The organism is Acidovorax sp. BLS4 (assembly GCF_032929295.1).
In the GTDB taxonomy this organism is placed as follows: Bacteria; Pseudomonadota; Gammaproteobacteria; order Burkholderiales; family Burkholderiaceae_C; genus Paracidovorax.
This window is the reverse complement of the sequence record NZ_CP136797.1, coordinates 4,472,120-4,498,812: the sequence shown is the minus strand read 5'-3', so window position 1 is coordinate 4,498,812 and position 26,693 is coordinate 4,472,120. Positions and strand designations below refer to the sequence as shown.

Here is a 26,693-nt window from a genome sequence, read left to right as displayed (position 1 = left end):
TTATGATGGGAAATCATGAATGTCACGCTGCGCCAGCTCCATGTCTTTCGCGCCGTCGCCGCCACGCGCCATTTCAGCCGTGCGGGCGAACAGATCGGCCTGACGCAACCCGCGGTGAGCCGCTGCATCACCGAACTGGAGGCGCAACTGGGTCTGCAGCTGCTCAACCGCACCACGCGCGAGGTCGAGCTGACCGAGGCGGGCCGCAGCCTCGCCGCCCGCCTGGAGCGCGTGCTGGAAGACCTGGACGCGGTGCTGCTGGATGTGCGCGGCATGGCGTCCGAACGGCGGGGCCGGGTGCGCGTGGCCAGCAGCCCCACGCTTTCGGCCCACCTCATGCCTGACTGCATCGCCCGCTGCCAGCGCGAGATTCCGGGGCTGCAGATCGTGCTGCTGGACCGCATTCAGAACGACGTGCTGGCGAGCGTGCTGTCGGGCGAGGTGGATTTCGGCGTGGTGATCGACCCTGGCGAGCGCGAGGCGCTCACCTGCGAGGCCATCCTCACCGAGCCCTTTTGCGTGGCCTGCCCGCCTGGCCATCCCCTGGCGCGCCGGCGCAGCGTGCGCTGGACCGATCTGGCGGGCGAACCGCTGGTTTTGCTCGACCATGCCTCGGGCAGCCGCCGCCTCATCGATCAGGCGTTTTCCGCCCAGGGCGTGGCCGCCACCGTGGCGCAGGAGGTCGGCCATCCGACCACGATCTTTCGCATGCTGGCCGCGGGCCTGGGCATCACCGTGGTGCCCACGCTGGCCTTGCCGCCAGAGGGCCTGCCTGGGGTGGCCGTGCGCCCGCTGCGCCCGCGCGTGGACCGCGAAATCGTGCTCGTCCACCGCCGCAACCGGGCGCTGGCGCCGGTGGCCCAGGCCGCGTGGGACTTGGTACGGACGGTGGCCCGGGAGCGGCAGACAAGAAGTCCGCCCCGTGCAGAGCCAAGGCACTCGACCGAAGCGACGTCATAACTTGCATCGCCAAGCCTTCGAAACCCGCTCTCAGCGGCTTGCGCCAGCGCCCTAACGCTGAGGCGCCGGCCCAGCGTTGTAATCGCGGTTCTGGATCGGCCCGCTGCGTCCAAAAACACGACCGCTCGGTGGCGCGGCAGCGTCGGCAGACGCACTGCTTTGGGCTTGCGCGCCAGGGTTCACCATGTGCTGATAAAACTCCTTCGCAGCGGGCGTGTCGAACATCATGGTTTGCATGTCGGGGTCGAAAGATTCCTGACGCGTGAAGCTAGAGGACGGAGAAGGCACAGAGGCTGGCGGTTTTTCCGTTTTCGGTTGGGGCGTGTGGCTGGTCTGCGCATAGAGCCCCCCCACCATGGCCGCATCCGCCATCAATTGCTGATACCGCTGCTCCTTGACGCTGAGTGGGCGGCCCGAAGACGAGTCCCCACCGATCCGCGTGCGGGGGCGAGCGCCCTGCTCAGACGCAGCGGCTCCCGATTGGGCACGAGAAGAAGGCATTCCGGGCGGAGCGGCATGCGAATGGCGCGATGTCTTTCCTGACGAACTCCCCGAGGATTTGCCTGAACCCTCTTTCGGATGGGCCTGCGTGTCGCTGGACTTGCTGCGACCTATGCCTAATTTATGGGTGATGCCGTTGAACATGGGAATCCTTGCGTGCAGTGTGGAACATGGCTCTACTTTAGGCATGCGCCAGATGGGCGCCGAAGCCATCCGAAGCAGTGCGTTGCAAAACGCAATCGACTGGCCTTGGCCTTCACTTCTGCGGCCAGTCAACCGCACCAGCACCAGCGCCGCCTCCGCCGTGAACCGGCTGCGCACCAACCGGAGGCATGAAGAGCCTGAAAGGCCTCCGCCGCAATAAGTACTAGGGCATATCGCTATAAAAACAATAGCATTAGAAAATTGATGCGCAGCAGGTTCCTCTTGGCAACCGAGTCGTCCACGTTGTCCAGCGCCAACGATTCGGTCAGTGCCAGCAGGTGGTGGCGGATGCCGGTCTGCTGGATCGCCTCGACCACGCCCGCCACGAGGCCGGGGGGCGAACCCGCCGCACGCTCCCGTTCACCGAGACGTGCTTGTTACTAGCGGCATGATTCACTCAGCGATGCACGGGGCATCGCATCGGCAATCAGCGTCCTACGCCCGGCCGGGTGAACATGCGGCCGCCCATCGATCCAATCGCCGCCCGGTCTTCTTCGCTGACCTCCATGGCTTCTTCGTCTGCCAGACCGTGGTCGGAGATGGTGTCCGAATCGCTGTCCTGCTCCAGCGAAAAACCGAAACTTTCCAGCGTCAGGGGTTCGGATGTGCGGCGACTGCCCGCTTCGGACGATGCGGATGTCTCTGCCTCGTCTTCGTCATCGGGCGGGAGCATGCCCTGGCTTTCCATGATCTTATTTCTGTGGATCTGCTGATTGATTTCCGAGAGACTGCCGTCCCGAAGCTCACCGGGCAGCGGTGCGGGCTTTCCCTTCGTGCCATCCGTTTTCTCAGCGATCCCTTCCCTCACCGCGTACTCGGCAAACTGGACCTTCCGGCGAGCGCCGGCGACCGTAGCGGCCGGCTCGGCGCCACCTTGCGGCCGGACCGCTGCGTACGCCGCGTTGAAGCGCCGGCCTTGGAACTGGGTGCTGCGGCTGAGCTTCGGCCCCTCCCCTGCCGTCAAGGACGGGCCGGTCGCGTCGGATGGCGCGCCGGCGCTGGCAGGCGAGGCAGAAACCGAGGCGGCAACGGATTCCGGCGGCGGCGGTGATGCAGGCCGTGTCCTTCGGGACGTCGCGGCCCGCCAGCCGGTCGCCGAAGGCGAAGTCGGACTGGAGGATTCCAAAGGGGCCTCGGGCTGCACGGGCTCTTTGTCCGGCCGGCGAATGGCTTCCTGTGGGCGCGAGGGCCCAGCCCCTTCGCCCGACGTCCCGGGCCGGGGCGCCGGACTTTCATCGCGCTGCCTGCGCAGGCGCTGCGATGGGTATGCGGGAGTGCTGGCGGTCGGCTGGTGAGCGCCTCCTTGCAGGTTTTGCCGCTGCCCCGCCCGCTGGCGGGCCGCGAGATTCTCAGCGGCAATGTGCAGCATTTCAAATCGATGGAAACTGACCCCCTGGTTGTTGATGGTGTTCATCTTTGCGCACACTGCCTCGTATTCCGCTTTGAGATGCGGGTCGGCCGCCGTGCGTCGGAAAACCTCTTCGGTCGAGCAGTTGCTCGCATTGGCGCGCGCCGTCAGGTTCTCCTTGACCGCTCTATCAAGGGCCGCGCGATCTGGAACGAATGTCTCGCTGCCAGTCGCCTGCGCGAACATTTGGCTCCCGATCTTGTTCCTCTCGGCTGAAATGACGCGGTGATCGTAGAGTTGGGAAGCCACGCTCCAATCCAGGCGTGCAGTCCTGTTGCGCTGTGCCTGAAGGTCGATCCGCGGCTGCCCCAGCTGCCCGGCCACAGGCCCCGCCCCCGTCTGCCGCGATGGCGGCATTCCATGGGGAGATGCGTGCCGATGGGGCGACGTGCGCGGCGGCGAAGCGGGGGGCGATGCCGGCCGCTCCAAAGACGAAGAGCCGCCGGTGAGTTTGCGCTTGATGTGACCGAGACCGAGCATGGTGATTTCCTTGGAAAACGGGGCTGGGCCCATGTTTCCGATCTGACCAGCGGATGGCCTCAATTCCCACCCCAGCCCGAAACGCCTGCGGCGCACCGAAGCGAGACCTGCCAGGGCCCTCGCGCGCTACCAGCCGTAGAACCCCGCCAGCACCAGCGCCGCCTCCGGCGTGAACTCGCCGCGCGCCAGCCGTGCGTGCACTTCGGCGGTGGGCAGCAGTTCGAACCGTTCCACCTCGCCGTCCTGGTTCTCGGGCACCAGGCCCTCGGGCACGGTGGCGTGGAACCAGTCGATGCGCTCGACCATGTAGCCCACGCCTTCGCCGTCGCTGCTGGGCCGGGCGAAGTCCACGTGGCCGCCGTGCGCCACGGAGTGCAGCGCGCTCGTGCGCAGGCCCGCCTCTTCCCAGGTTTCCCGCTCCAGGGCCGTGTCCAGCGTGTCGGCGGCGCTGACCATGCCGCCCATGAGCGTGTCCCACTTTCCAGGGTGGGTGGGTTTGTCGAAGGCGCGCTGCTGCACCCACACGCGGCCGTCGGGCGCACTGCCCACCAGGTGCACGGCCTGGGTGGCGAGCCCCAAGGGGCGCACGGCGCCGCGCTCCACGGTGCCGATGCGCTCGCCGGCGGCGTTGCACACGGCGAGCTGCTCGTCGCGCCAGGCCCCGCAGCGGCCGGCCTGGCGCAGCGCCTGCGCCAGGGCCGCCAGGGCGGCGGTCACGTCGCCGGCCGGGGCATCGAGGTGCCATGCAGCTGCACCGTGATGCTCCTTTTTTGATAGCAACCAGGGCAAAGAATACCCCGGCGTGAGGGCGATTTCATCCAGAACGCCCTCGGCGACCGAGCCCACCGCGTGCCCGGCCACCACGAACGGCAGGCGCGGCGCGGCGGGGGGCTGCTGCGCCTGGCGGCGCGCGGCGGGCACCCAGCCCGGCACGGGCTGCCCGCTCATTCGAGGGTGAGGATGGTGCAGCCCGTGGTCTTGCGGGCCTCCAGGTCGCGGTGCGCCTGCTGCACGTCGCGCAGGGGGTAGCGCTGCTCGATGTGGATCTTGACCGCGCCGCTTTGCACCACCGCGAACAGGTCGTCCGCCATGGCCTGCGTGGCCTCGCGCGTGGCCATGTGGGTGAAGAGCGTCTGCCGCGTGACGTACAGCGAACCCTTGGCGCCCAGCAGGCCGGGCGGGAACGCCGGCACCGGGCCCGAGGCATTGCCGAAGGTGGCCATGAGGCCGAAGGGCCGCAGGCAGTCGAGCGACTTCTCCCAGGTGTCCTTGCCCACGGAGTCGTACACCACCTTCACGCCCTTGCCGCCGGTGATGTCCTTCACGCGCGCGGCGAAGTCCTCGGTGCGGTAGTTGATGGCGTGGGCCGCGCCGTTGGCGAGCGCGAGGCGGCATTTTTCGTCGCTGCCGGCCGTGCCGATGAGCTGCAGGCCCAGGGCCTTGGCCCACTGGCAGGCGATCAGGCCCACGCCGCCGGCGGCCGCGTGAAAGAGCACGTGGTCGCCGGGCTGCAGGCCCTCGGCGGGCAGGGTCTTCTTGAGCAGGTACTGCGCCGTGAGGCCCTTGAGCATCATGGCCGCGCCGGTCTCGAAGCCGATGGCGTCGGGGAGCTTGCAGACGGTCTTGGCGGGCATCACGCGCACTTCGGAGTAGCTGCCGGGCGGGTTGCTGGCATAGGCCGCGCGATCGCCGGCCTTCAGGTGCGTGACGCCCTCGCCCACGGCTTCGACGATGCCCGCGCCCTCCATGCCGAGGGTGGCCGGCATGGACAGCGGATAGAGGCCCGTGCGGTGGTAGACGTCGATGAAGTTCAGGCCCACCGCATGGTGGCGGATGCGGATCTCGCCCGGGCCGGGGTCGCCGACGGCCACATCGACGACATGGAGTTCTTCGGGGCCGCCATGCTGGCGGATCTGGACGGCAAGGCTCATGGGGAACACTCCTGCAAGCTGAGAAGGGGGAAGGAACGAGAGAACGAAAAGCGGGCGACCGGCTGACGGAAAGCGGGTGAATCCTGCCATGTTTTGCCGCGGCCTGCCGGAGCGAGGCGCTACAGTCCTCGCCCATGACGCAACGACTCACCCCGGGCACGATCGCCCTGCTGGCCACCGCGCCGCTGCTGTGGGCCGGCAACGCGGTGGTGGGCCGGCTGGTCCACACGCTGGTGCCGCCCGTCACGCTGAACTTCATGCGCTGGGCGCTGGCATTCCTGGTGCTGCTGCCGCTGGCGTTCCGCGTGCTGGGGCCGCAAAGCCCGCTGTGGCCGCACTGGCGGCGCTATGCGGCGCTCGGTCTGCTGGGCATCGGCTGCTACAACGCGCTGCAGTACATGGCGCTGCAGACCTCCACGCCGCTGAACGTGACGCTGGTGGGCTCCAGCCTGCCGCTGTGGATGCTGACGGTGGGCGCGCTGTGCTTCGGCGCGCCCGTGCGGCGCCCGCAGCTGATCGGCGCGGTGCTGTCCATGGCCGGGGTGCTGCTGGTGCTGAGCCGGGGCGAGTGGGGCCAGCTGCTCGCGCTGCGCCTGGTGCCCGGTGACCTGTTCATGGTGCTGGCGACGATCTCCTGGGCGTTCTACAGCTGGCTGCTGTCGCGCACGCACGAGCCGGCCACGGTGCGCTCGGACTGGGCGGCGTTCCTGATGGCGCAGATGGTGTTCGGCCTGGCCTGGTCGGGCGCGTTTGCCAGCGGCGAATGGGCGCTGGGCCACACGCACATCGAATGGGGCTGGCCGCTGGCCGCGGCGCTGGCCTTCATCGCGCTCGGGCCGGCCATCCTCGCCTACCGGTGCTGGGGCGTGGGCGTGCAGCGCGCGGGCCCGGCGGTGGCGGGGTTCTTCATCAACCTCACGCCGCTCTTTGCCGCCGTGATGTCGGCGATGTTCCTGGGCGAGACGCCGCGCCCCTACCACGCGGCGGCGTTCCTGCTGATCGTGGGCGGCATCGTCGCCTCGTCCCGGCCCCACAAGGCCTGACCGGCCATCCGAGGCAAAACGGCCTCCAGCGCAATCGATACTAGGGCATACCGCTATTAAAAATATAGCAAACCGGCGATCCCCCCGCGGGCTGGGTCGCTGACGCGGCCGGCCCGACGCACGGGCGCGGCCGGCCCGACGCACGGGCGCGGCCGGTTCAGAGCGGCCCGGGCAGGGGTGCGCTCGGCGCGGCGGTGCTGGCAAAGCGCTCCACCAGTTCCCCGACCGGCAGGGGGCGTGCGAAGAGATAGCCCTGGTACAGGTCGCAGCCGTGCAGCGCCAGGAAGTCCTTTTGCTCGACGGTCTCCACGCCTTCGGCGATCACCTGCAGCTCCAGATTGCGCGCCATGCCGATGATGGTCTGCACGATCACGTCGTCGGTGGGACGCACGCCCAGGTTGCGCACGAACGACTGGTCGATCTTGAGCTGGTGCAGCGGCAGCCGCGTGAGGTAGGCCAGCGACGAATAGCCGGTGCCGAAATCGTCCACCGAAAAGCGCACGCCCTTGGTGCGCAGCAGGTGCATCTTGGCGACCGAGTCTTCCACGTTGTCCAGCACCAGCGACTCGGTCAGTTCCAGCTCCAGCAGGTGCGGGCGGATGCCGGTCTCCTGGATCACCTCGACCACGCCCGCCACGAAGTCGGGGTGGCGGAACTGCCGTGCGCTCACGTTCACCGACACGTGCACGTTGCGCAGGCGCGGATCGCGCTGCCATTCGGCCAGCTGCTCGCAGGCCGTGCGCAGCACCCACATGCCGATGGGCACGATCAGCTCGCTCTCCTCGGCCACCGCGATGAAATGGCCGGGGGCCACCAGGCCGCGCTCGGGGTGCTGCCAGCGCAGCAGCGCCTCCACGCCCACCATGGTGCCGGGCAAGGTGAACTGCGGCTGGTAGTGCAGCACGAACTGGCCCTGCTGGATGGCGACCTGCAGGTCCACTTCGAGCTGCGCGCGCTGGGTGATGACCACCTGCATCTGCGGATCGAAAAAGCACAGGCCGTGGCCGCGCCGGGCCTTGACCTGGTACATGGCGATGTCGGCCTGCTTGAGCAGCTCGGCCGCCGACTGCCGCGAGTCGCCGAACACGGTGGCGCCGATGCTGCAATTGCTGTGGTGCGTCTGCGCCCGCAGCTGGTAGGGCTTGCTGAGCGCCAGCAGGATCTTCTCGCCGATGCGCCGCGCCAGCGTGGCGGCCTCCTGCGGGTCGCGCGCCAGGTCGCACAGCATGACCACGAACTCGTCGCCGCCCAGCCGCGCCACGGTGTCGGTGGTGCGCACGCAGTCCTTCAGGCGCACCGCCACCTGCTGCAGCAGCAGGTCGCCCACTTCGTGGCCCTGCGTGTCGTTGAGGGTCTTGAAATGGTCCAGGTCGAGGAACAGCAGCGCCCCCAGCTCCCGCGAGCGCGCCGCCGTGGCGGCGGCCTGGTTGAGCCGGTCCAGCAGCAGGCGCCGGTTGGGCAGGCCGGTCAGCAAGTCGTAGAAGGCGAGGTTCTCGATCTCGGCGCTGGCCAGGCGCAGGTCGGTCACGTCGTGGTAGGAAATCATCAGGCCGCCCTCGGGCGTGGCGCGCTCGGTGATCTGGATGAAATGCCCGTTGGGCAGCATCTGCTCGTGCGTGCCCTCCGGGTGGCGCTGCAGCGCCAGGCGCTGGTCCACCCATTCGCGCCTTTGCCGCTCGGTGGCCTCGGGCAGGTGGTGCAGCACCGTCGCCTCCAGCAGCGCGCGAAACGGCAGGCCCTCGGTCATCACGCCGCGCAGCCAGGGAAACATGTCCTCGAAGCGGCGGTTCCATTGCAGCACCTCCAGGTTGCGGCCCAGCAGCACGAAGCCGGTGACCATGGAGCCCAGCGCCTGGTCGAGCGTGGCCTTGGAACTGGCCAGCGCCACGCGCGCGCGGTTCATGCGCGTGAGGTAGGCGATGGTGAACAGCCCCGCAGCAGCCACGGTCACGCCGAAGAACAGCGCCACGAGCAAGATGGCCGTGCGCTCGCTGCGCCAGGACGACAGCGCCGCCGCCTCGGGCAGGCTGGCCGAGATCCAGAAATCCGGATACAGGATGGGCCGAGCGACCACCAGCGACGACACGCCGGTGATGCGGGCGCCCTGGCCCCAGGCGCTGATGGGCACGCCGACCTCGCTCAGCGGATGCACCCGCGCGCGGTGGCGCGCATCGCCCCGGCCCGAGAACCCCAGCAGCATCTGCCCCTGCCCGCGCTCCAGCGTGACCTCCAGACCGGCAATGTCCACCGCCTGCGTGAGCACCGACACCAGCATGCTGGTGGGCACCTGGGCCACGGCGATCAGGCGCTCTCCGCCCAGTGAGCGCACGTGGCGGGCCACGTACACCACGCGCTCGGAACTGGCGAAGCTGATGGTCGGCACGCTGATCGCCAGCGTGGGCACGGGCTGGCCCATGACCTCCTCGAAGAAGCCCGAGGGCAGCTCCATTCCCACGCGGGCGCCGGCCGCATCCGACGAGGCGACCACCTTGCGCTGCCCATCCAGCAGGGCCACGTAGCGCACCATGAGGTTCTGGCGGGCGGCCGCGCGCAGCAGTTGGCTCACCGCGCCGGGATCGCGGGATTCATGCACCTGCTCGCGCATCGCCATGAGGTCGGCGGTGCTGGCCAGCAGCACATCCAGGCCGAGCAGCGACCGGTTGACCGCGGCCTCGGCGCCGGTGGCAAAGCGCGTGACCTGCGCCTCGCTCTCGGCCAGCGCCGAGTGCCGCGTGCTCCATACCAGCCATGCCGCCGCCCCCGTCAGGGCCAGCAGGAACAAGGCCACGACGCCGCCCACGGCGATGCGGATGCGCCTGGAAATGGAGGGCATCACGGGGCCCGTGGGGCGGCGATGCCGCGCGCGGGGCCGACCGTACGGTTCCAGAGATCCACGCAGGCGGGGCCGCAGCGCCGCTGCCAGTTCGCCAGCACGGTGGTGCGCAGGATCTCCACGCGCCGCGCATCGTCGGCCGCCGACACCGGCACCACCACCATGGAACCCTTGGCGCCCTTCACGCAGGTGGGCCGGCCCGTGTTGCACGCGAGCCCCTCGGTCGTCTCGCGCTCGGCATCGGCCCAGATGGCTGCCTCCAGCCGGGGCACCTCGCGCTGCAGCAGGGTGCGCAGGTCGGGGGGCAGCGAATTCCACACGTCGCGGTTGGCCCCGAAGATCGACAGGCCCCAGGTGAGCGGCATGGGATAGACGTACTGGGTCACCTCGTACAACCCCAGGGTGTTGCCCGACATGGTGCCGGTCACGGCGCATTCGCTATCGCCGGCCTTGAGGCTGGCCACCATCTGGCCAAAGCCCGTGTGCACCGGAATGCCGCCCACCGCGCTGATGAAGTCCGCCTGCGAGGCCGAGGCCACGCGGATGCGCCGGCCGGACAGGTCGGCCAGGCCCGTCATGGCGTTCTTGCAGAAGATCACCTGGGCCGGATAGACGTAGATGGCCAGCATTTCCATGTTGCGCTCCTGGCGCAGCGACGCCTGGAGATATGGTCGAAACGCGGCGACCGTGGTGCGCAGGCTGGCGATGTCGGGACTCAGGCCCGGCAGATCGGGCGCCGTGTACTGCGGGTACTGCGCGGTGAGGGAACTCATCAGCACGGTGCCGAAGGGCACCACGCCCAGCTCGACCAGGCGCAGCATCTCCATGCCCGGCACGCCCGCGCGGTCGAAGGGCACGATGGTGGAAGAAAAACGGCCATTGCTGAGCCGGGCCAGCTCCTGCGTCCAGAACGGTGCCTCGCGCTGCGTGTACTGCGACAGGGCACCCAGGCTGCCGACCACGCGCAGCATGAACGGCGCAGGGGTGGGGGCCGGTGCCGATGCGCCCGGCCCGCCGGCGCTGGCGGCCGGGGGACTCTGGGCGTGCCCTGTCAAAGTAGCGCAGCAGAGCCAGGCCAGTGCCAGTCGGCACAGTGCGCGGGTCAGGAAAAGGTGTTGCATGAAGGAACGCCGTGGTTCTTGTTGCCGTGTCGCCGCCAGAGATTTCTCCCTCCCCGGCTTTTGTACCATCTTGCCGCGATTTGACCAATGGGCAGCGACCCAGGAGCGATCCGTTTGACAACACCCGCGCGCACGGCACGGTGCGCCACCGGATGCCCGGCGGCCGGCCGCCGCCGACACGCGTTCACCGACCTGCGGTTCAGAGCCAGCCCGCCCGCCGGAAGCGGTAGTACAGGTAGCCGCACACGCTGAGGATGAGCACCAGCGCCGCCGGGTAGCCGTAGGTCCACTTCAGCTCGGGCATGCCCTCGAAGTTCATGCCCCAGATGCCGGCGAACGCGGTGCAGACCGCGAAGATGCTGGCCCAGGCCGCCAGGCGCTTGGTGATCTCGTTCTCCTCGATCGTCACCATCGAGAGATTCACCTGGATGGCGGTGCCGATGGTGTCGCGCATGGCGTCGATCGAGCCGTTGATGCGGCTCAGGTGGTCGAGCACGTCCCGGAAGTAATCCTGCGAGCCCATGCACACCTGGGGCACACGCCCGCCGTGCAGCTTGCCCACCCCTTCCATCAGCGGCGCCACCGCCCGCTTGAGCACCATGGCACGGCGCTTGAGTTCGTAAAGGCGCTGGATGTTGTTGTGCGGCGCGCCCTTGGTGAAGATCTGCTGCTCGATCTGCTCGAGCTCCACCTCCAGCGCGTCGATCACCGGAAAGTAGCGGTCCACCACCGCGTCCAGCAGGGCGTACAGCACGAAGCCCGACCCGGTGCGCAGCAGCTCCGGCTGGCGCTCGCAGCGCTCGCGCACGCCCAGGAACCCGAGCTTGCTGCGGTTGCGCACCGACAGCACGTAGTTGCTGCCGACGAAGACATCGACCTCGCCCACGTTGATGCCGCCCTGCTCCGCGTCGGGCTCGACCAGGTGCAGGACGGCGAACAGCGAGTTGCCGTATTCCTCGATCTTGGGGCGCTGGTGGCCGTGCTGGGCATCCTCCACGGCGAGTTCGTGCAGGCCGAACTCCTGCTGCATCTCTGCAAGCTCCCGCGGCGTGGCATCGGCCAGGGCCACCCAGACGAAGCAGCCTGGCAGGGAGACGTAATCGCTGATGTGGTCGACCGAGATATCGGCCAGCTTGGCACCGTTTTGGTAGGCAACGCAATTGATCAGCATGGGGCAATTCAGGTCGACGGCAACGGCCTGGATCTTGCCATGCCGGCGCTACGTTCCGGCGCTCCCGAGGTCCCTGGGCGGCAGCGGCAAAAAAGCCTGCAGACGCGCGTCGTAGTCCCAGCGCGTCAGCCGGTGGCGCGCGGGCAGCACCTCGGCGCCGGACCGCACGGGCGCGGGGCACTCCAGCGTCACCAGGCTGTTGGGCGCATGGGCGCGCAGGCGCACCGACACGGCCGTGCCCGCGCGGGCGGCCCACAGGCCGGGCAGCACCTCGGCCAGCCCTGGTTCGTGCGCATGGCCGGACAGCAGCAGCTGGGCACCCGCCTCGCGCCAGCGCGCCAGGGCCTCGCCCGCGCGGTGGGGCCGGTGCTCGGTGTCGCTCGTGGGGTGCACCACCAGCGGGTGGTGCGTGACCACGATGCGCCAGCGGTCGCGCGGGGCCGAGGCCAGGCGCTGCGCCACCGCGTCGATCTGGGCATGCGACAGGCTGCCGCGCTCGTGCCGCCAGGGTCGCGTGGTGTTCACCCCCACGGCCAGGAAGCCGTCCACGTCGCACACCGGCTCCAGGTCGCGCCCCCACCAGCGCTCGTAGCGGCGGTAGGCCCGGCCCAGCCGCTCCCACCAGGCGAACAGCGGCACGTCGTGGTTGCCTGGCATGACCAGCCGATGCGGCACGCCCAGGCCGGCGATGAACGCATGCGCCTGCTCGAACTGCTCGGCCGTGGCGCGCTGCGTAAGGTCACCCGACACCACCAGCAGCGACACGTCCAGCGTCTTGACCAGCCGGGCCACCGCCGCGCACACACGCGGGTCGTGCGCACCGAAGTGCAGGTCCGACAGGTGCATGAGAACGCTCATGGGCGGTCTTCGGGGCGGGTGACTCAGCCGGCCGCCAGGCCGGGTACCGCCACCGGGGCGCCCTCCGGAAGGGCGGCCGGGGGCGGGGCCGCCACCGGCACGGCGCCCTCGGCGGCGGGATCGTCGTCGCGTGCCGTGGCGGTGGGCGCCACCAGCCACAGCGGGCGCTCTTCCACCCGAAAGCGCAGCGGCGGCGCCATCCATTCGCGCTCGCCGTCGAAGGCCACCTTCACGCGGTGCGGCCGCCAGGTGGGCTCCACCACCATCTCTGCGCAGGCCAGGCTGATGACGGCTTCATCGCGCGCCAGCTGGCCCACGGCGGCATTCCATACGGTGCGTGCCGTGGCGGCGCGGTCCTGGGGCTTGAGCAGCAGCACCGCCAGGCGGTCGCCTTCGGCCACGTCCTCCGCCTGCGGAATGCCCAGGCGCTCCAGTTGCAGGGGGTTGTTGCCGACGAACAGCGTGGAGGCGAAAAACTCCTCGCGCGTCGGATCGGCCACCCGGTGCTGGCGCAGCGCCACGCGCCAGCGGCGCGCCGAGGCCGGCCGAAAGAAGCTCCACACGGCGGACACGATGGCCACCCAGCGCGAGCGGCCGAAGCGGCGCGAGGCCAGCTCGCGCTGCTCCAGCAGGCGCGGGTACAGCCCCACGCTGGCGTTGACGAGGAACATGCGTTCGTTGACGAAGCCCACGCTCACCGGCCGCGCATCGCCCGAGTCCATGGCGGCCAGGATGTCGTTGGCCGCCTGCTCCGGGTCGAGCGACAGGCTCTGCTCTCGCGCGAAATAGTTGAAGGTGCCGACCGGAATGACACCCATGCGCACCTGGTGCTTCCAGGCGGCGGTGGCCACCGCGTTGATGGTGCCGTCCCCGCCCGCGGCCACCACCAGGCCGCCGTCGGCCTGGGCGGCGAGCGCGGCCTCTTCGGCCGCCTGGACGATGCCGGCGCGCTGCGCGGGCACGTGCCACTGCACGGCATTGCTTTGCAGGGGAGCCAGTCCCTCGAGGCGGGCTCGCAGCTGGCCATGGTCGGCGCCGGGCCGGTGGGGCACCACCAGATGGATCGGGCCACGGCCCCTTGGCATGGACGCTGGCAGGTCGTTGGATGGCATGTCGGGAAGGCTTTCGAGGGAGTGTCACCCTGCGCAGGGCTGGACCCGATCAGGCTCGGGGATCGGTGCCCGCACCGCGGGACGCCCGATTCTGCACACGGACCGGGCAAGGGTGCATCGGCAGTCAGGCGCACCCCTTGTCAGCCATGGCCGACACGCCACGCCGCCGCTGTGCGCGCCGCTCGCAGCAGCCCGCAAACCCCGACGGATCGCCAGGAAATGGGATTGGCCGCCCGCCACGCGCCTGCCACCATTGCCGCCCTGGTCCACTCCCTCGCTGCGCGATCCATGCCACTGCCCCACCGCCATCCCTGCCCTGCCCGCCCCGCGCGGCCGCGCCCGAACCCATCGCCCGCCCCACTGGAGACCCGCGCATGATGGACGTCCAGGCCATGGCCCTGTGGGCCGGATCGCACCCCCTGACCGTCTGGACCGGGGGACTGGCCATCGCGCTGGTGGCCGCCGCTGCGGCCTGGGCGGCCAACGGGCCGCTGCGCACGCATGGGGCCCGGTGGGTCGCCCCCTGGACCGAGCGCTGGGGCGCGCCGCAAAACGCCGGCGCGCGGCTGCTGGCCACCCTGTGCGTGGCTGCCCTGCTGCTGCTGGCGTGCGCGCAGGCGCTGGCCGCCATCGCAGAGGAATGGGCCGCGCCCACCGCGTGGGCCCTGTTCGACGACACCCTGGCCGCCACGCTGCGCGCCACCGCCAGCGTGGCCACGCTCACCCTGTTCGCGAACCTGACCCATGCCGGCGACACCGCCGTGCTGACGGTGCTGGCCGTGGCGGTGGCCGCCGCCCTCTGGCTGCGCCGTGACCGCCTGCTGGCCCTGGGCTGGACGGCGGCGCTGGCCGGCAACGGGCTGCTCACGCGCGGCTTCAAGCACACCTTCGAACGCGTGCGGCCGGTGCACACGCACGAGATCGCCGTGGCCGACGGCTTCAGCTTTCCGAGCGGGCACAGCAGCAGCTCGCTGGTGGCCTACGGCATGCTGGCCTATCTGGCGCTGCGCCTGCTGCCCGCGCGCTGGCACCTGCCGGCCGTGCTGGTGGCGGTGGCCACCGTGTTCACCGTGGGCTGGAGCCGCGTGGTGCTGCAGGTGCACTTTGCCAGCGACGTGCTCGCCGGCTGGCTCACCGGCGGGGCATGGCTCGTGTGCTGCGTGATGGTGATGTCGGGCATCGGCCACTGGCGGCGCTCCCGCGCCACGCCCGTGGCTTGAGGGGGGGCGTCAGCCCGCCCTGCGCGCGGCGCGGTCCGCCGCCAGGGACCACCCGAACACCGCCAGCCCGCCCAAGGCCAGCAGCACGCCCACCCAGCCGGTGGAGGTCCAGCCCAGGCCGGCCGTGATCGCCACGCCGCCCAGCCAGGCGCCCAGCGCATTGGCGCAATTGAAGGCCGAGTGGTTGAGGGCCGCGGCCAGGGTCTGCGCCTCACCGGCCACGTCCATCAGCCGGATCTGCAGCGCCGGGCCGATGGCGACGATCGTGCCCAGCAGGAATGTCGCCGCGGCCGCCGTGACCACATGGTGCGCCGCGAACACGAAGCCGCCCAGCACCACGATGGACCACAGCAGCAGCCCGCCGATCGTGCGCATCAGCGATTTGTCCGCCAGGCGGGCACCCACCAGGTTGCCCGCCACCATGCCCGCGCCGAACAGCGCCAGCACCAGCGGCACACCGGCCAGCGGCAGCCCGGCCACCTCGGTCAGCGTGGGCTTGATGTAGCTGAACACCGAGAACATGCCGCCGAAGCCGATCGCCCCGATGCCCAGCGTGAGCCACACCTGCTTGCGCCGCAGCGCCCCCAGTTCGCGCCAGGGGCTGGCGCCCTCGGCCGGCGGCTGGTAGGGCACGCCCCGGCGCACCATGGCCATGGCCGCCACCGCGATCAGCCCCACGAAGACGAACGCCGCGCGCCAGCCGAACACCTGCCCCAGCCACGCCGCGATCGGCACCCCCAGCAGGGTGGCCCCGGTCAGCCCCAGCATCACCAGCCCCACCGCGTGGGCGCGCCGCCCCGGTGGCGCGAGCGACGCCGCCACCAGCGCCGCGACGCCGAAATACGTGCCGTGCGGCAGCCCCGTCACGAAGCGCAGCACGTTCAGCGACAGGTATCCGGGCGCCATCGCCGAGGCGAAATTGCCCAGCGCATACACCCCCATCAACGCGATCAGCAATGCCCGCCGGCCCCAGCCCGCCGCCAGCACGGCCAGCACCGGCGCGCCGATCACCACGCCCAGCGCATAGGCGCTGATGACGTGGCCCGCCTGAGGAATGCTCACCCCGATGTCGCGCGCCACCTCGGGCAGCAGGCCCATGATGACGAACTCGCCGGTACCGATGGAAAACCCGCCCAGGCCCAGCGCCAGCACGGCGCGCAGCAGCGTGCGGTCGTCCCGCGCGGGGGCAGTGGGAGAGATAGCGGCCGCCGGGGCGTCGGCGCAAGGGGGAGGAATCGAAGGCGTGGTCATGGAGGAACGGCTGGCGGGCAAGCAGATCAGGGTTAACCCGCAGGCCAAAGACCATATCACGCTCCGCCGCGCTCCGCAGGCCGGGGAACATCGCAGAACGCGCCGCTATGCTTTGGCGGCAGCGGCCTTGCGGCCCCGCGAATCCTCTTTGCATCCATCCCCCCAAGGAGTCCCCATGAACGACCAACCCTGGCACGGCGTGCGCGTGCTGGCCTTCGACATCTTCGGCACCGTGGTGGACTGGCACGGAAGCATCGTGCGCGAGGTGCAGGCCCTCTATCCGCAGGTGGACGCCGACGCCTTCGCGCTGGCCTGGCGCGAGGGCTACCAGCCCGCCATGCAGCGCGTGCGCAGCGGCGAACTGGGTTGGACCCGCATCGATGAACTGCACCGCCTGATCCTGGACGGCCTGCTGCCCCGCTTCGGCCTGCAGCACCTGACCGAGCCCGAGCGCCAGCACCTGAACCGCGTGTGGCACCGGCTCGACCCCTGGCCCGACAGCGTGGAGGGCCTGCAGCGCCTGAAGCGCCGCTACACGATCACCACGCTCTCCAACGGCAACATCGGCCTGCTGACGAACATGGCCAAGCGGGCCGGCCTGCCCTGGGACTGCATCCTGAGCGCCGAGGTGTTCCGCGCGTACAAGCCAGATCCCTCGGTGTACCAGGGCGTGGCCCGCACGTTCGACCTGGCGCCGGGGCAGGTGATGATGGTGGCGGCCCACCACGAGGACCTGGCGGCGGCGCGGGAATGCGGGCTGCGGACGGCCTACATCGAGCGGCCATGGGAGTTCGGGAGGGCCAGGCCAAAGGACGTGTCACCGCAGGCGGGAAACGACTGGCATGCGGAGAGTCTGGTGGGGCTGGCGGAGCGACTGGGCGCGTAAGCCGGCACGCGAGGCGCCAGCATCGCACGTGGGACGGCGGCAGGTAAGCTCACCGTATAACCACAGCGCCGAGGGATGGATGACCGAACAACGTTGATGTGTCGACGCGACGGCTGCAGCAAGCCCGTCGAAATATCCGATCCAGGCCCGATGCGCCGGTTCATCCTCCAACTCCAGCAGTTGTACCAGGCCTCGACGCTGGCCGGTGACAACGCGGCGCAGTATTGGGCCGACATCGCGGTGAACTCCAGAAGCCCTTGGGCTCCATTGGCACACCTCCCCGGCGCCGTCGCGGTGTTATGGACACCCGAAATAGCACCAACCACCGCACTCACGCTCGGAACGGCAGGTTATGGATTCGCCGCTCTGCCCAAGAACCTGATTCACTTCACTACGACAGCCGGTGCTGCAGGGATAGCACGCACCGGAGTGATCCGAGCCAGCGCTTTCCCCCGTCATGGCATCTATGGTCCAGGTGTCTATATGGCGCGCATCGGGCGGCCCACCAATCTGATCGTGGCAGCGCAGGCCCGGGTTCCGATCATGCTGGCCACGCCAGCGGGCACGGCACGTATCCTTCCTTACCTGGTGTATGTGAGATGGGGACTCAACGGCGTTAAGGTCACCCGATGAGCAAACGGAAACCCTCCGACTATCTTCAAACGGCAACAATCTGGTTTGCCTGGGCCTGCTGGGCCATCGCCTACTGGCAGTCGAGCTGGTGGTGGGTGGCGGGGTCCATGGTTCCTTATCTTCTTTCGCAGAGTTTCGGCCACTTTTTGGACCAAGACAAAGACGGCGGATGAATTGCCAAGCCGCAGCCTCTTCGGGATTACCGAATGCTCAACCCGCCACCATCCCCTGCACGAACCGCCGCACACGCGCATCGAACTCCGCGCTGGTCGCGGTGAACTCCACCCCCGCCAGCACCTGATCGCCCACCGGCTTGAGGGTGACCACGCGGGCGTACACGTCCCGGGCCGGGTAGTGCACCAGCGGCAGGTCGAAGGCCAGGCGCAGCTCGCCATGCAGCGGCACGGTGCCGTTCAGCTCCAGCAGCGCGCCGTGGTAGCCCATGTCGCGCAGGATGCAGGGCACGGCATGGGGCATGACCATGCCGTCCTGCACCAGTTGCCAGCTGCACGGCAGGCGCGCCTCCACGCGGTGGCTGCGGCGGAACTCCTGGCGCGGCACCTTGAGCTTGCGGCTGGGCACCGCCACCAGTTCGCGCATGGACAGCGGCTCGTCGCGCCCCTTCACGAAGACCTGCATGGGCGGGGCCACCGAGGCCATGCTCCAGCAGCGCTGGTACACGGCCTCGCTGACCAGCACCTGCCCGCGCAGGGCGAAGGTGCGCAGTTGCTGGGCCTCGACCACCACGTCGCCCAGCAGCACGGGCGACTGGCGCACGCCCGGCGCACCGCCGAAGCCCCCCACCAGGGCCGGGCCGCAGGCGATGCCGATGCCCAGGTAGATGGACGGCAGGCGGTCTTGCAGGAAGGCGTCGTTGAGATCGCGCGTGGCCATCTGCAGGGCCAGGGCGCACATGGCGGCGCGGTGCACGTCGTCGTCAGGGCCACCGCTCCTGGCCGGATCGGCGCCCGGCGCATCGGCGGGCGCTGCCAGTCCGAAGACCACTGCCCCGGCATCGCCGGTGAGGTGGTCCACCTCGGCGCCGTAGCGGGCCAGCACGCCGTGCAGGCAGGCCAGGATGCGCTCCACCCAGGCCAGGGATTGGTCGGGCGGCAACTGGGCGGCCAGTTGGGAGAAGTCGCGCAGGCCGATCTTCAGCAGCGTCACCTCGCGCGGCTGCAGGTGCGGGCCGGCGGCGGGGGGCAAGGAAGGGGGAACGGAGGTCTGCGGGTGCGGGAGGGGGGGTGCCGGGGCGTCGCCAGGGGGGAAAGAGGACATGGGAGCGCGGTGCTTTCTCTTCGGGGTGGCCTTTGGGAACTGCGGGCGCCGCGCCGGCCTTCTTCGCAGGGAGGGCGGGAGGGCACCCGGCCGCGCGGCAGGCGCTCGCACGGCAAGCATAGAGGGCCCGCGTTGCCATGGTCAAGGCGGGCGGCCATTCTCCCCTACGGCGCCTTCGCCCCCTGCCGGGCCAGCGTCATCCGCCCGTGCCGGCCCCCGCGGCAGGCGCCCCACCCACGGCCTGCATCGGCAACACCACGCGGGACGCGCGCCCCGGCCCCATGTGCACGGTGTTGAACGCCACCACCCGGGGCCCCGCGCTCCCTTCGGGCGCACCGGTGTTGGGATTGACGTCGAACCGCGGAAAGTTGCTGCTCGAAATGTCGAGCCGGATCCGGTGGCCCCGGCGAAACAGATTGGACGTGGGCATGGGCTCGATCGTGATCTGCACGGCCTCGCCGGGCACCATCAGTCCGGGGTGCTCCCACGAGTCGCGGTAGCGGCAGCGCAGGATGCCGTCGGTCAGGTTCATCGCATACCCCTCGGGATGGTCTTCGCTCGGCGGGTACTGGTCGATCAGCTTGGCCGTGAAGTCGGTGTCGGGCGAGGTGGACGAAACCCACAGCTCGATCACCACGGGGCCGGTGACCTCCACGTCGCACTCGAGCGGCGGCGTCTGGAACACCAGCACGTCGTCCCGTCCGGCCAGCGGCCCGAACGGCGCCCGCGCGCCGAACACGCCGCCGTGCGTGCACTGGTCGTAGGCGCCAGCCACCATCAGGGGCTCCCCGGAGGTGACCGAGCCGCCGATGGTGGGCACGGGGTTCGCGGGGTCGAAGCGGAAGGTCGCCTCACCCGCGCGCTCCGGCACGGCCCGGGTCAGCAGCCCGCCCGGCGCGAGGTACCACGGCGCCAGGGTGGTGCCCGGCAGGGGCCAGTCGTCGGCACGGCGCCAGGCCCCGCCGTGGTCGAGCCGGCCTTCGGGCGTGCGCCGCCCCGATCCCCCGCCCATGCGGAAGTAGCGCACGGCATCGGCCTGCCCCTCGGGCAGGGGTTGCCCGCGCAGCCAGTGGTTGAACCAGGCGAGCCGCATCTGCACATAGTCGGGTGCCAGCGTGCCGTCGAGCACCGCGTCGGGCCCGAAGTCCACGTCGCCCGCGTACGGCACGCTGCGCTCGCCGTGGGTCCAGGGACCCAGCACCATGCGCACGTCGCCGTGCGTGCGCTGCGAAAGGCCAAGATAGTTGTCGGTGGTGGTCTGGGCGTACGGGTCCCACCAGCCGCACATCAGCAGGACGGCCACGCCCTCGAACGCGGCGTAGTGCCCTGCCGCATACAGCTCGGGCTGGCGCCAGTGGTCGTCGAAGCGGCCGCGCTCCCATTGCCCGAAAAGATAGTCCTCGTACTCGGGCGCCCACTGCAGGGGCGAGTCGCCCCGCGTCCAGGGAAGGCGCTGGAACCATTCGCCGATGTCGGCCTGCTCCAGCGCCTGGCGTGCCGATTCGCTGATGCGGTTGCTGCCGCTGAGGGCATTGCGCAGCGCCCAGACCGCCTGCTTCATCTCGAACGCGCCCCCATGGCGGATGCCGCCGCGGTAGGCGTTGGCGAAGCCGCCGCATTCGAGGAACATCGCCTTGAGCCCCGCGGGCCGCTGGCTGGCCAGCGCGGTCTGGGTGTGGGCGGCATACGACAGCCCGTAGGTACCCACCGCGCCGTTGCACCAGGGCTGCGCCGTGATCCACGCCATGGTGTCGGCGCCGTCGTGGGCCTCGCCCAGGTATTTGGTGAACTGCCCTTCGGAGCCAAAGCGGCCGCGGCAGTCCTGCACCACCACCGCGTAGCCCTCCTGTGCGAACCGCTCGGCCACTTCACCGCGGCGCATCGGCCGGGGGTCGGCCGCCGTGCGCTCGCGCCGGGTTTCGGCATCCTTGCCGTAGGGCGTGCGCTCCAGCAACACCGGCAGCGGGCCGGCGCCGGGGGCCGGCAGGTACACGTCGGTGGCCAGGCGCACCCCGTCGCGCATGGAGACCCAGAAGGTGTGCCGGGTCACGCCGCTGGCTGCGGCGGTAGTGGTGGCGGCGGCGCTGGCGGCGGCGTCCGCCGACGGAATCGTCATCGTGTTCATGGACGGCTCGCCTCAGTCGAGTTTGAGGTTGCGGTCCTTGACCAGCCTGGCCCAGCGGGCCGTGTCTTCCTGCATGAAGCGCGCCAGCTCCTGCGGCGTGGTGGGTGCCGGCTCGGCCCCCTGCGTCACGAGCAGGGCGGTCACCTCGGCGTCGTTCAGCGCTGCGCCGAGCACCTTGCTGATGTTCTGCACCCGGTCCGCCGGCGTGCCCGCGGGAGCGAACAGCGCATACCAGATGTCGTATTCGAAGTTCTTCAAACCGGCCTCGGCCATGGTCGGCACTTCGGGGAAGGCGCGCGACCGCTTGGCGCTGGCCACCGCCAGCGGCACGAGCTTGCCGGCCTTGATCTGCGCCGCCACGCTGGGAACGGCGTTGATGCCCAGCTGCACGTACCCGCCCGCCAGCTCGTTCACCGCCGGGCCACCCCCCTTGTACGGGATCTGCACCATGCGCGTGCCCGTGGCGGCCTGGAACAACTCCATCGACAGGTGCCCCGGGCTGCCGTTGCCGCTCGTGCTGTAGTTGAGCGCGCCGGGGTCCTTGCGGGCCAGCGCGATGAGTTCCTGCACCGTGCGGACCTTGAGGCTCGGGTGCGTGGTGAGGATGGGCACGTTGACCACCACCCGCCCCACGGGCACGAAGTCGCGCGACGGGTTGTACGTGAGCTTGCTAGACAGCAGCGGTGCCGTCACCATGCCCGAGCCCGCCCCCATCAGCAGCGTGTGGCCGTCGGGCGGTGCCGATGCGACCGCCTGGAAGCCGGCCGCCCCGGGCCGGTTGTCGATGATGACCGGCTGGCGCCACTGCTCCGACATCTTGCGTGCCACCACCCGCATGGCCGTGTCGGCCGCGGCACCCGCCGGGAACGGAATCACGATGCGCACCGGCTTGTCGGGAAACTCGGCGGCCGGCGCCGCATGGGCGCCCGCCCCCCACAGGGCCAGGCCCGCCAGACCGGCCGCCAGCAACGGCCGGACCCGGTGCCCGGAAACGGGGCGCGAAAGGAAGGCCCGCAGGGCCGCACAGCTTGCCTTAGAAATCATGTCGCACTCCTGCGCCCACGGCGCGCACCGCCACATTGCTGCGGCTCGAATCGATTCCGTCGCGGTCGATGAACGCCTGCAACTCCGTGCGCTTGGACAGCGCATACGTATACGCCACCTGCTGGCGCTTGCGAAGGCCCCGCACGGAGGCCTGCACGTCCCGCTGCATCACGTTGACCACCAGCGCGTGCGGGCCGGCGGAGAACCGGCTGCCCACCAGCCAGTAATCGACATCGGTGCGCGCGGTGGCCGAGGCCTTCGCATACGCATCGCGGCCCAGCAGCACATAGGGCTCGATGGCACCGAAGTCGTAGCGCACCGCCACCTGCCACTTGCTCGAAAACTCGTTGGCCAGCAGGCCGCCCGGGCGCGTGTCCCGGCCGTAGCCGATGCCCGCCGACCAGGGCCCGGCCGCGTAGTTCAGCCCCAGGTCGAGCGACTTGGCGCCGTTTTCCTGATCGGGCGTCCGGGTGTCGCCGCGCAGGTAGTAGCGGGCCCGCAGGTTGACGCCGCCCCACGTGGGGCTCTGGTAGCCCACGGCGTTCGAGGTGCGGTTGCGCGCATTGAGAATGGACGTGCCGGTGGCCGTGGCCCCGGCGTCGTTGGCGGCGAACGAGGTGATGCGCGTGACCTGCGAATACAGGGGCGACCCGGTCGGATTGGCGGAATCCAGCCGGCCCAGCGCCACCGTCCCCGCGCTGCCGCGCAATGCCACGTAGCTGTTGCGGTAGGCGGGCGTGGTGGCGGCTCCGGTGTCCGCGTCCAGCCCCATCTCCACGCCGAACAGGGCGGCCATGCCGTCGCCCAGGTCCTCCTTGCCCCGAAAGCCCAGGCGCGACGCGTTGTCGCGCTCCTCCGTCACCGAGCCCGCATTGCCGGTCTTGACATGGTTGATGCTCAGGCGCACCTGGCCGTACGCCTGCAGGTCCTGCGCCCAAGCGGGCGGCGCGGCCGATAAGAACAGGCCGCTGGCAGCCAGTGCGAAGGGAAATGGGGGCCTCATAACGTCTTGCTCCTTGGGGTGGCGTCGTGCCGGTGTTGGCGGATGACGCTGCCGATTCTGTGGAGCGGGGTCCTTCGCCACAACGCTATGACAAAGGCGGATGACCCTATGCAGCGGACCGCATGTTTGCGCCGGGGCGCGAGCGGTGCAAAGATGCGGGACGGCCCTACGCGCCCGTTCGCCGGCGCGCGCATCCCGGGGGCCGGCGCACCGTTCCATGCCCATGAACTTCAAGCAACTCGAAGCCTTCCACGCCATCATGCTCAGCGGCTCCACCACCGGCGCGGCCGAGCGCCTGGGCCTGTCGCAGCCCGCCATCAGCCGGCTGCTGGCCCAGCTGGAGGAGGACCTGGCCCTGCGCCTGTTCGTGCGCGAGAAAGGCCGCCTGAGCCCCACCGCCGAAGCCCACGCGCTGCTGCACGACGCCCAGGGCCTGATGGACTCGGCCCAGTGCTTTCGCCGCCATGCCGAGCAGTTGCGCCTGGGCGGCTTCAAGCGCCGGCTGCTCAAGGTGGCCGTGCCCAGCACCCTGGCGACCACGCTCATGCCCGTGCTGGCCCGGCGCTTCATGCAGGCCCATCCCGATGTGGTGCTGGAAGTGCTTTCGGGCTCGTACAACGACGCGGAGCGCGCACTGCTCAGCCGCGATGCGGACATCGGGCTGGTGCGGTTGCCCATGGAAATGCCCGGGCTCGCCACCCGCGCCCGCCTCGACTCCGAGGCCGTGTGCATCATGCCCAAGGGCCACCCGCTGGAACACCTGAACGAGGTCGGCGCCACCGACCTGATCGACGCCAGCCTGATCCTGCTGGGCCGGCAGCGGCAGATCCGCCACGACATCGACATGGCGTTTCGCCAGCGGCGGGTGCAGCCGCGCGTGGCCCTGGAGGTGCACTCCATCAGCGAGGCCTGCGCCCACGTGGCCCAGGGGCTGGGCGTTTCCATCGTGAACGCCCTGCTGGCGCAGCACTGCCCGCACGGTGCGATCGCCTCGCGCCCGTTCCGCCCCCGCATCGCCTACCAGCTGGGCATCGCCACGGTGGCCCAGGCGGCGGCATCGCCCCTGCACGACACGTTCACGCAGCTATTGGTGGAGGGGCTGGTTTCGCCGCCGGGGGATGCCGGGGCGGCCACGGCGCAGCCGGCCTAGGGCGCGGGTTCAGATCGCCACGAGGTGGCGGATGCCCTTGGCCTGCATCTCGCTGCCCGGGCCCCGGGCGATGACTTCGCCGCGCTCCATCACGAGGTACTCGTCGGCCAGCTCCTCGGCGAAGTCGTAGTACTGCTCGCACAGCAGGATGGACACCGGATGCCCGTCCAGCCCGTGGTCGGCCAGCTGGCGGATGACGCGGCCGATGTCCTTGATGATGCTGGGCTGGATGCCTTCGGTGGGCTCGTCCAGGATCAGCAGGCGCGGGCTGGGCGCCAGCGCCCGCGCGATGGCGAGCTGCTGCTGCTGCCCGCCCGACAGGTCGCCGCCGCGGCGGCCGAGCATCTGCTTGAGCACCGGAAAGAGTTCGTACAGATGGGGCGGCACGGGGGTGGAGCCGCTCTTGTAGGCCAGGCCCATGCGCAGGTTTTCTTCGACGGTGAGGCGGCCGAAGATCTCGCGGCCCTGCGGGACGAAGCCGATGCCGGCGCGGGCGCGGTCGTAGGGGGTCCTGGACTGGATGGGGTGGCCTTCCCAGGTGATGGTGCCGCTTTGGATGGGGACCAGGCCCATGAGGCTCTTGAGCAGCGTGGTCTTGCCGACGCCGTTGCGGCCGAGGAGGACGGTGACTTTGCCGGGGGGGGCGGTGAGGCTCACGTCGCGCAGGATGTGGGAGCCGCCGTAGTACTGGTGGAGGTTTTGGACGGTGAGCATGGGTTTTTGATGTCTTTTGGGCCTGATGCCCTAGTGTTCATTGGTCTGGCTGCTATTATTTTTATAGTAGCTTGCTGGTTTGGGTTTCGGGGCCGGGTCTCGGCCCGGCGGCCGAGGTACTTTTCTTTGCTTCGCCAAAGAAACGTACCCAAAAGAAAGGCGACCCTACTGTCCGTGTCCCCTGCGCTTCGCTCCGGGGCAACCTGCGGTGCTCGCGGCTGGCGGGGTCCGCATGGACAGCACGGAGGTCATCTACCTGCCCACGGCCAGCGGGCCGATGCCGGTGGCGGCGCAGATCAATGGGCGGCTGTATGCCATCGATGCGGACCATCTGAACACGCCACGGCGCCTGACCAACACGCAGGGCCAGGTGGTGTGGCAATGGCTCATCACGGGGTTTGGAGAGGCCAACCCGACAACGGGGGCGACAGGCTATGCGCAGAGCGGGCAGGGGAGCGCCAACTATGCGGAAGCCATCAAATTCGACCTGCGGTATCCGGGGCAGGTGTGGGATGAAGAGACGGGACTGGCGTACAACCTGAACCGGTATTACGACCGGGAGGGAGGGCGGTACATCCAGGCGGATCCGATTGGGCTGGAGGGGGGGTGGAACCGGTTCTTGTATGTGGGAGGAAATCCGGCCTCCTATACCGACCCGACAGGCGAGTTCGCAATCGCCATTCCGTTCATTCCAGCGATCATCACTGGGACAGATATTGCTATCGGAACGGGTTTAGGTGCGTTGGGCTATGGTTTGGATCGAATATTTAATCGCCCAAAAAATCCGCCAGATGTTGGTCCGCCTGGCGGCTTTGTTCAAGGCCCAAACCGTGGAAGAGATTACTGTCCCGACGGTAGCCCTCAAACAGACTATGACAGGCCTCACCAAGGCGCGCAGTATCCGCATATTCATGACTGGTCTGATGGAAAGAGGGATGACCATGCTGGTCGGCCCTACTCTCCGTGGCCAGCTGGTAATGTTCCAGCAGACGGTCCATTTTCACCATTTCCCAGGTAAATTGCTGATCCTGACAATTGATTTAGAAAAGGTTTTATATGAATTTTGTAGAAAGTAGATTACTGGGGGTGCAAATTGACGACGCAGGTCGCGAGATTTCATTGTCGATTGTCGGGTCTGACGGGGCTAAATTCTTTCTAGAGTTGCATGGCATTGAGAGGTTTCTTATCAACGAATTGAGGCAGCAGAATATCATTGAAAATATGAAACATTGGACGCAAGGTACCGAAGACTCGTCCCTTCGTGATGCAGCATATTTTTTGATGACTGGCGTCGCAGAGAACGACTGTGAGCCGCGGTTAGCCACGATCGCACATGCAGTTGTTGAGAGAGTGCTTCGCGGTGAACTTGAGATGGTGGAAATAACGGCAGTTTTCGGAGCGCAAATTCTTGCCTCGTTTACGTCAATGACCCTTCGCGCTGAGACGTGATTTCATCAATAGCGAAGCCATTTTCTAAACGGTGCCATCACTGAGTCATACCGCTGGCACCTTCATCGCACGCAGACCATAGGCTATGGAGGCGTAGCGGGCCAGGGGTGACAGAAGAAAGTCATTTGCGCACGACGGCTACTGCGGCATTGCCATCGTCCTAGACTGGCAATTGATGGATTTTTTCCATGGCGTGGAGAGAATTGGCGTATGCGTTGCGTGCGGCGTGGGTTGTTAAATTGAACGGATGAATCTAATGCCGAGTGATCAATTGCCGATAAAATCCAGTCTAATGATTGGGAAGGTTGAGTAATAGTG

At 69.0% G+C, this 26,693-nt stretch carries 25 protein-coding genes; 9 read left to right on the top strand and 16 right to left on the bottom strand.

Going from position 1 to position 26,693, the window contains the following annotated elements; translation table 11 throughout:
* Nucleotides 1-15: 15 nt before the first annotated feature.
* Complete coding sequence (locus tag R1Z03_RS20755) at nucleotides 16-960, top strand: LysR family transcriptional regulator (RefSeq protein ID WP_284429108.1); 945 nt, start codon at nucleotides 16-18, stop codon at nucleotides 958-960.
* A 51-nt stretch (nucleotides 961-1,011) separates the two neighbouring features.
* On the opposite strand, the gene R1Z03_RS20750 is transcribed toward R1Z03_RS20755, so the two are convergent.
* From R1Z03_RS20750 to R1Z03_RS20730, 5 genes are all read right to left on the bottom strand, one after another.
* Nucleotides 1,012-1,605 carry a hypothetical protein gene (locus tag R1Z03_RS20750; protein WP_317354653.1) on the bottom strand — a complete coding sequence of 198 codons (594 nt, stop codon included), beginning with the start codon at nucleotides 1,603-1,605 and terminating at the stop codon, nucleotides 1,012-1,014.
* Between the two features lie 236 nt (nucleotides 1,606-1,841).
* Entirely contained in the window at nucleotides 1,842-1,991 is a 150-nt protein-coding gene (locus R1Z03_RS20745; protein ID WP_317354651.1) for a hypothetical protein, read from the bottom strand.
* A 101-nt stretch (nucleotides 1,992-2,092) separates the two neighbouring features.
* Entirely contained in the window at nucleotides 2,093-3,322 is a 1,230-nt protein-coding gene (locus tag R1Z03_RS20740) for a hypothetical protein (protein WP_317354649.1), read from the bottom strand.
* 357 nt (nucleotides 3,323-3,679) lie between these two features.
* On the bottom strand, nucleotides 3,680-4,501 hold the full coding sequence (locus R1Z03_RS20735; RefSeq protein WP_317354646.1) for an NUDIX domain-containing protein: 822 nt from the start codon (nucleotides 4,499-4,501) through the stop codon (nucleotides 3,680-3,682).
* On the bottom strand, nucleotides 4,498-5,484 hold the full coding sequence (locus tag R1Z03_RS20730; RefSeq protein ID WP_317354644.1) for a quinone oxidoreductase: 987 nt from the start codon (nucleotides 5,482-5,484) through the stop codon (nucleotides 4,498-4,500). The genes R1Z03_RS20735 and R1Z03_RS20730 overlap by 4 nt, the downstream gene beginning before the upstream one ends.
* Nucleotides 5,485-5,618: 134 nt before the next feature.
* Here R1Z03_RS20730 and R1Z03_RS20725 point away from each other — a divergent pair, with 134 nt between their 5' ends.
* Nucleotides 5,619-6,527: a DMT family transporter gene (locus tag R1Z03_RS20725; protein WP_284426497.1), complete on the top strand. Its 909-nt coding sequence runs from the start codon at nucleotides 5,619-5,621 to the stop codon at nucleotides 6,525-6,527.
* Nucleotides 6,528-6,684: 157 nt separating this feature from the next.
* On the opposite strand, the gene R1Z03_RS20720 is transcribed toward R1Z03_RS20725, so the two are convergent.
* From R1Z03_RS20720 to R1Z03_RS20700, 5 genes are all read right to left on the bottom strand, one after another.
* On the bottom strand, nucleotides 6,685-9,360 hold the full coding sequence (locus R1Z03_RS20720) for an EAL domain-containing protein (RefSeq protein ID WP_317354641.1): 2,676 nt from the start codon (nucleotides 9,358-9,360) through the stop codon (nucleotides 6,685-6,687).
* Entirely contained in the window at nucleotides 9,360-10,481 is a 1,122-nt protein-coding gene (locus R1Z03_RS20715; RefSeq protein WP_372588181.1) for a TRAP transporter substrate-binding protein, read from the bottom strand. Before R1Z03_RS20715 ends, R1Z03_RS20720 begins: the two co-directional genes overlap by 1 nt.
* Nucleotides 10,482-10,680: 199 nt before the next feature.
* Entirely contained in the window at nucleotides 10,681-11,652 is a 972-nt protein-coding gene (gene corA / locus R1Z03_RS20710) for a magnesium/cobalt transporter CorA (protein WP_317354639.1), read from the bottom strand.
* A 48-nt stretch (nucleotides 11,653-11,700) separates the two neighbouring features.
* Nucleotides 11,701-12,510, bottom strand: coding sequence for a metallophosphoesterase (locus tag R1Z03_RS20705; protein ID WP_284429115.1), 810 nt, complete (start codon nucleotides 12,508-12,510; stop codon nucleotides 11,701-11,703).
* Between the two features lie 23 nt (nucleotides 12,511-12,533).
* Entirely contained in the window at nucleotides 12,534-13,622 is a 1,089-nt protein-coding gene (locus R1Z03_RS20700) for a diacylglycerol kinase family protein (RefSeq protein WP_317354634.1), read from the bottom strand.
* A gap of 374 nt (nucleotides 13,623-13,996) precedes the next feature.
* Here R1Z03_RS20700 and R1Z03_RS20695 point away from each other — a divergent pair, with 374 nt between their 5' ends.
* Entirely contained in the window at nucleotides 13,997-14,842 is an 846-nt protein-coding gene (locus R1Z03_RS20695) for a phosphatase PAP2 family protein (RefSeq protein ID WP_317354631.1), read from the top strand.
* Nucleotides 14,843-14,851: 9 nt separating this feature from the next.
* Here R1Z03_RS20695 and R1Z03_RS20690 read toward each other — a convergent pair whose 3' ends face one another.
* Complete coding sequence (locus tag R1Z03_RS20690; protein WP_284429118.1) at nucleotides 14,852-16,093, bottom strand: MFS transporter; 1,242 nt, start codon at nucleotides 16,091-16,093, stop codon at nucleotides 14,852-14,854.
* A 175-nt stretch (nucleotides 16,094-16,268) separates the two neighbouring features.
* Here R1Z03_RS20690 and R1Z03_RS20685 point away from each other — a divergent pair, with 175 nt between their 5' ends.
* The 3 genes from R1Z03_RS20685 (at nucleotide 16,269) to R1Z03_RS20675 (ending at nucleotide 17,785) form a co-directional block, all read left to right on the top strand.
* Nucleotides 16,269-16,979: a haloacid dehalogenase type II gene (locus R1Z03_RS20685; protein ID WP_284429119.1), complete on the top strand. Its 711-nt coding sequence runs from the start codon at nucleotides 16,269-16,271 to the stop codon at nucleotides 16,977-16,979.
* Nucleotides 16,980-17,054: 75 nt separating this feature from the next.
* On the top strand, nucleotides 17,055-17,612 hold the full coding sequence (locus R1Z03_RS20680; protein ID WP_284429120.1) for a hypothetical protein: 558 nt from the start codon (nucleotides 17,055-17,057) through the stop codon (nucleotides 17,610-17,612).
* Nucleotides 17,609-17,785: a hypothetical protein gene (locus R1Z03_RS20675; protein ID WP_284429121.1), complete on the top strand. Its 177-nt coding sequence runs from the start codon at nucleotides 17,609-17,611 to the stop codon at nucleotides 17,783-17,785. The genes R1Z03_RS20680 and R1Z03_RS20675 overlap by 4 nt, the downstream gene beginning before the upstream one ends.
* 37 nt (nucleotides 17,786-17,822) lie before the next feature.
* On the opposite strand, the gene R1Z03_RS20670 is transcribed toward R1Z03_RS20675, so the two are convergent.
* The 4 genes from R1Z03_RS20670 to R1Z03_RS20655 all read right to left on the bottom strand — a co-directional run bounded on the left by R1Z03_RS20670 (nucleotide 17,823) and on the right by R1Z03_RS20655 (nucleotide 23,062).
* A complete protein-coding gene (locus R1Z03_RS20670; protein WP_317354625.1) occupies nucleotides 17,823-18,890 on the bottom strand; it encodes an adenylate/guanylate cyclase domain-containing protein in 1,068 nt (355 codons plus the stop codon).
* Between the two features lie 196 nt (nucleotides 18,891-19,086).
* Nucleotides 19,087-21,015 carry a CocE/NonD family hydrolase gene (locus tag R1Z03_RS20665; RefSeq protein ID WP_372588180.1) on the bottom strand — a complete coding sequence of 643 codons (1,929 nt, stop codon included), beginning with the start codon at nucleotides 21,013-21,015 and terminating at the stop codon, nucleotides 19,087-19,089.
* Nucleotides 21,016-21,027: 12 nt separating this feature from the next.
* Nucleotides 21,028-22,059 carry a tripartite tricarboxylate transporter substrate binding protein gene (locus R1Z03_RS20660; RefSeq protein ID WP_317354622.1) on the bottom strand — a complete coding sequence of 344 codons (1,032 nt, stop codon included), beginning with the start codon at nucleotides 22,057-22,059 and terminating at the stop codon, nucleotides 21,028-21,030.
* Nucleotides 22,049-23,062: a porin gene (locus R1Z03_RS20655; protein ID WP_317354619.1), complete on the bottom strand. Its 1,014-nt coding sequence runs from the start codon at nucleotides 23,060-23,062 to the stop codon at nucleotides 22,049-22,051. The genes R1Z03_RS20660 and R1Z03_RS20655 overlap by 11 nt, the downstream gene beginning before the upstream one ends.
* A 223-nt stretch (nucleotides 23,063-23,285) precedes the next feature.
* Between R1Z03_RS20655 and R1Z03_RS20650 the strand changes: the two genes are divergently transcribed.
* Entirely contained in the window at nucleotides 23,286-24,212 is a 927-nt protein-coding gene (locus R1Z03_RS20650; RefSeq protein WP_284429125.1) for a LysR family transcriptional regulator, read from the top strand.
* A gap of 9 nt (nucleotides 24,213-24,221) precedes the next feature.
* On the opposite strand, the gene urtE is transcribed toward R1Z03_RS20650, so the two are convergent.
* The gene (urtE, locus tag R1Z03_RS20645; protein ID WP_317354613.1) at nucleotides 24,222-24,926 is read right to left on the bottom strand and encodes an urea ABC transporter ATP-binding subunit UrtE; all 705 of its coding nucleotides are present in this window, start codon (nucleotides 24,924-24,926) and stop codon (nucleotides 24,222-24,224) included.
* A gap of 232 nt (nucleotides 24,927-25,158) precedes the next feature.
* Between urtE and R1Z03_RS20640 the strand changes: the two genes are divergently transcribed.
* On the top strand, nucleotides 25,159-25,944 hold the full coding sequence (locus tag R1Z03_RS20640; RefSeq protein WP_317354610.1) for an RHS repeat-associated core domain-containing protein: 786 nt from the start codon (nucleotides 25,159-25,161) through the stop codon (nucleotides 25,942-25,944).
* A 38-nt stretch (nucleotides 25,945-25,982) separates the two neighbouring features.
* Complete coding sequence (locus R1Z03_RS20635) at nucleotides 25,983-26,375, top strand: hypothetical protein (protein ID WP_317354608.1); 393 nt, start codon at nucleotides 25,983-25,985, stop codon at nucleotides 26,373-26,375.
* The last annotated feature ends 318 nt before the right edge of the window (nucleotides 26,376-26,693 follow it).

Excerpts from the sequence above, each read along its gene's own strand:
- R1Z03_RS20755 (WP_284429108.1), top strand. The coding sequence starts at position 16 with ATGAATGTCACGCTGCGCCAGCTCCATGTCTTTCGCGCCGTCGCCGCC.
- R1Z03_RS20750 (WP_317354653.1), bottom strand. The coding sequence starts at position 1,605 with ATGTTCAACGGCATCACCCATAAATTAGGCATAGGTCGCAGCAAGTCC.
- R1Z03_RS20735 (WP_317354646.1), bottom strand. The coding sequence starts at position 4,501 with ATGAGCGGGCAGCCCGTGCCGGGCTGGGTGCCCGCCGCGCGCCGCCAG.
- R1Z03_RS20730 (WP_317354644.1), bottom strand. The coding sequence starts at position 5,484 with ATGAGCCTTGCCGTCCAGATCCGCCAGCATGGCGGCCCCGAAGAACTC.
- R1Z03_RS20725 (WP_284426497.1), top strand. The coding sequence starts at position 5,619 with ATGACGCAACGACTCACCCCGGGCACGATCGCCCTGCTGGCCACCGCG.
- R1Z03_RS20720 (WP_317354641.1), bottom strand. The coding sequence starts at position 9,360 with ATGCCCTCCATTTCCAGGCGCATCCGCATCGCCGTGGGCGGCGTCGTG.
- R1Z03_RS20715 (WP_372588181.1), bottom strand. The coding sequence starts at position 10,481 with ATGCAACACCTTTTCCTGACCCGCGCACTGTGCCGACTGGCACTGGCC.
- corA (WP_317354639.1), bottom strand. The coding sequence starts at position 11,652 with ATGCTGATCAATTGCGTTGCCTACCAAAACGGTGCCAAGCTGGCCGAT.
- R1Z03_RS20705 (WP_284429115.1), bottom strand. The coding sequence starts at position 12,510 with ATGAGCGTTCTCATGCACCTGTCGGACCTGCACTTCGGTGCGCACGAC.
- R1Z03_RS20700 (WP_317354634.1), bottom strand. The coding sequence starts at position 13,622 with ATGCCATCCAACGACCTGCCAGCGTCCATGCCAAGGGGCCGTGGCCCG.
- R1Z03_RS20695 (WP_317354631.1), top strand. The coding sequence starts at position 13,997 with ATGATGGACGTCCAGGCCATGGCCCTGTGGGCCGGATCGCACCCCCTG.
- R1Z03_RS20690 (WP_284429118.1), bottom strand. The coding sequence starts at position 16,093 with ATGACCACGCCTTCGATTCCTCCCCCTTGCGCCGACGCCCCGGCGGCC.
- R1Z03_RS20685 (WP_284429119.1), top strand. The coding sequence starts at position 16,269 with ATGAACGACCAACCCTGGCACGGCGTGCGCGTGCTGGCCTTCGACATC.
- R1Z03_RS20680 (WP_284429120.1), top strand. The coding sequence starts at position 17,055 with ATGGATGACCGAACAACGTTGATGTGTCGACGCGACGGCTGCAGCAAG.
- R1Z03_RS20675 (WP_284429121.1), top strand. The coding sequence starts at position 17,609 with ATGAGCAAACGGAAACCCTCCGACTATCTTCAAACGGCAACAATCTGG.
- R1Z03_RS20670 (WP_317354625.1), bottom strand. The coding sequence starts at position 18,890 with ATGTCCTCTTTCCCCCCTGGCGACGCCCCGGCACCCCCCCTCCCGCAC.
- R1Z03_RS20665 (WP_372588180.1), bottom strand. The coding sequence starts at position 21,015 with ATGAACACGATGACGATTCCGTCGGCGGACGCCGCCGCCAGCGCCGCC.
- R1Z03_RS20660 (WP_317354622.1), bottom strand. The coding sequence starts at position 22,059 with ATGATTTCTAAGGCAAGCTGTGCGGCCCTGCGGGCCTTCCTTTCGCGC.
- R1Z03_RS20655 (WP_317354619.1), bottom strand. The coding sequence starts at position 23,062 with ATGAGGCCCCCATTTCCCTTCGCACTGGCTGCCAGCGGCCTGTTCTTA.
- R1Z03_RS20650 (WP_284429125.1), top strand. The coding sequence starts at position 23,286 with ATGAACTTCAAGCAACTCGAAGCCTTCCACGCCATCATGCTCAGCGGC.
- urtE (WP_317354613.1), bottom strand. The coding sequence starts at position 24,926 with ATGCTCACCGTCCAAAACCTCCACCAGTACTACGGCGGCTCCCACATC.
- R1Z03_RS20640 (WP_317354610.1), top strand. The coding sequence starts at position 25,159 with ATGGACAGCACGGAGGTCATCTACCTGCCCACGGCCAGCGGGCCGATG.
- R1Z03_RS20635 (WP_317354608.1), top strand. The coding sequence starts at position 25,983 with ATGAATTTTGTAGAAAGTAGATTACTGGGGGTGCAAATTGACGACGCA.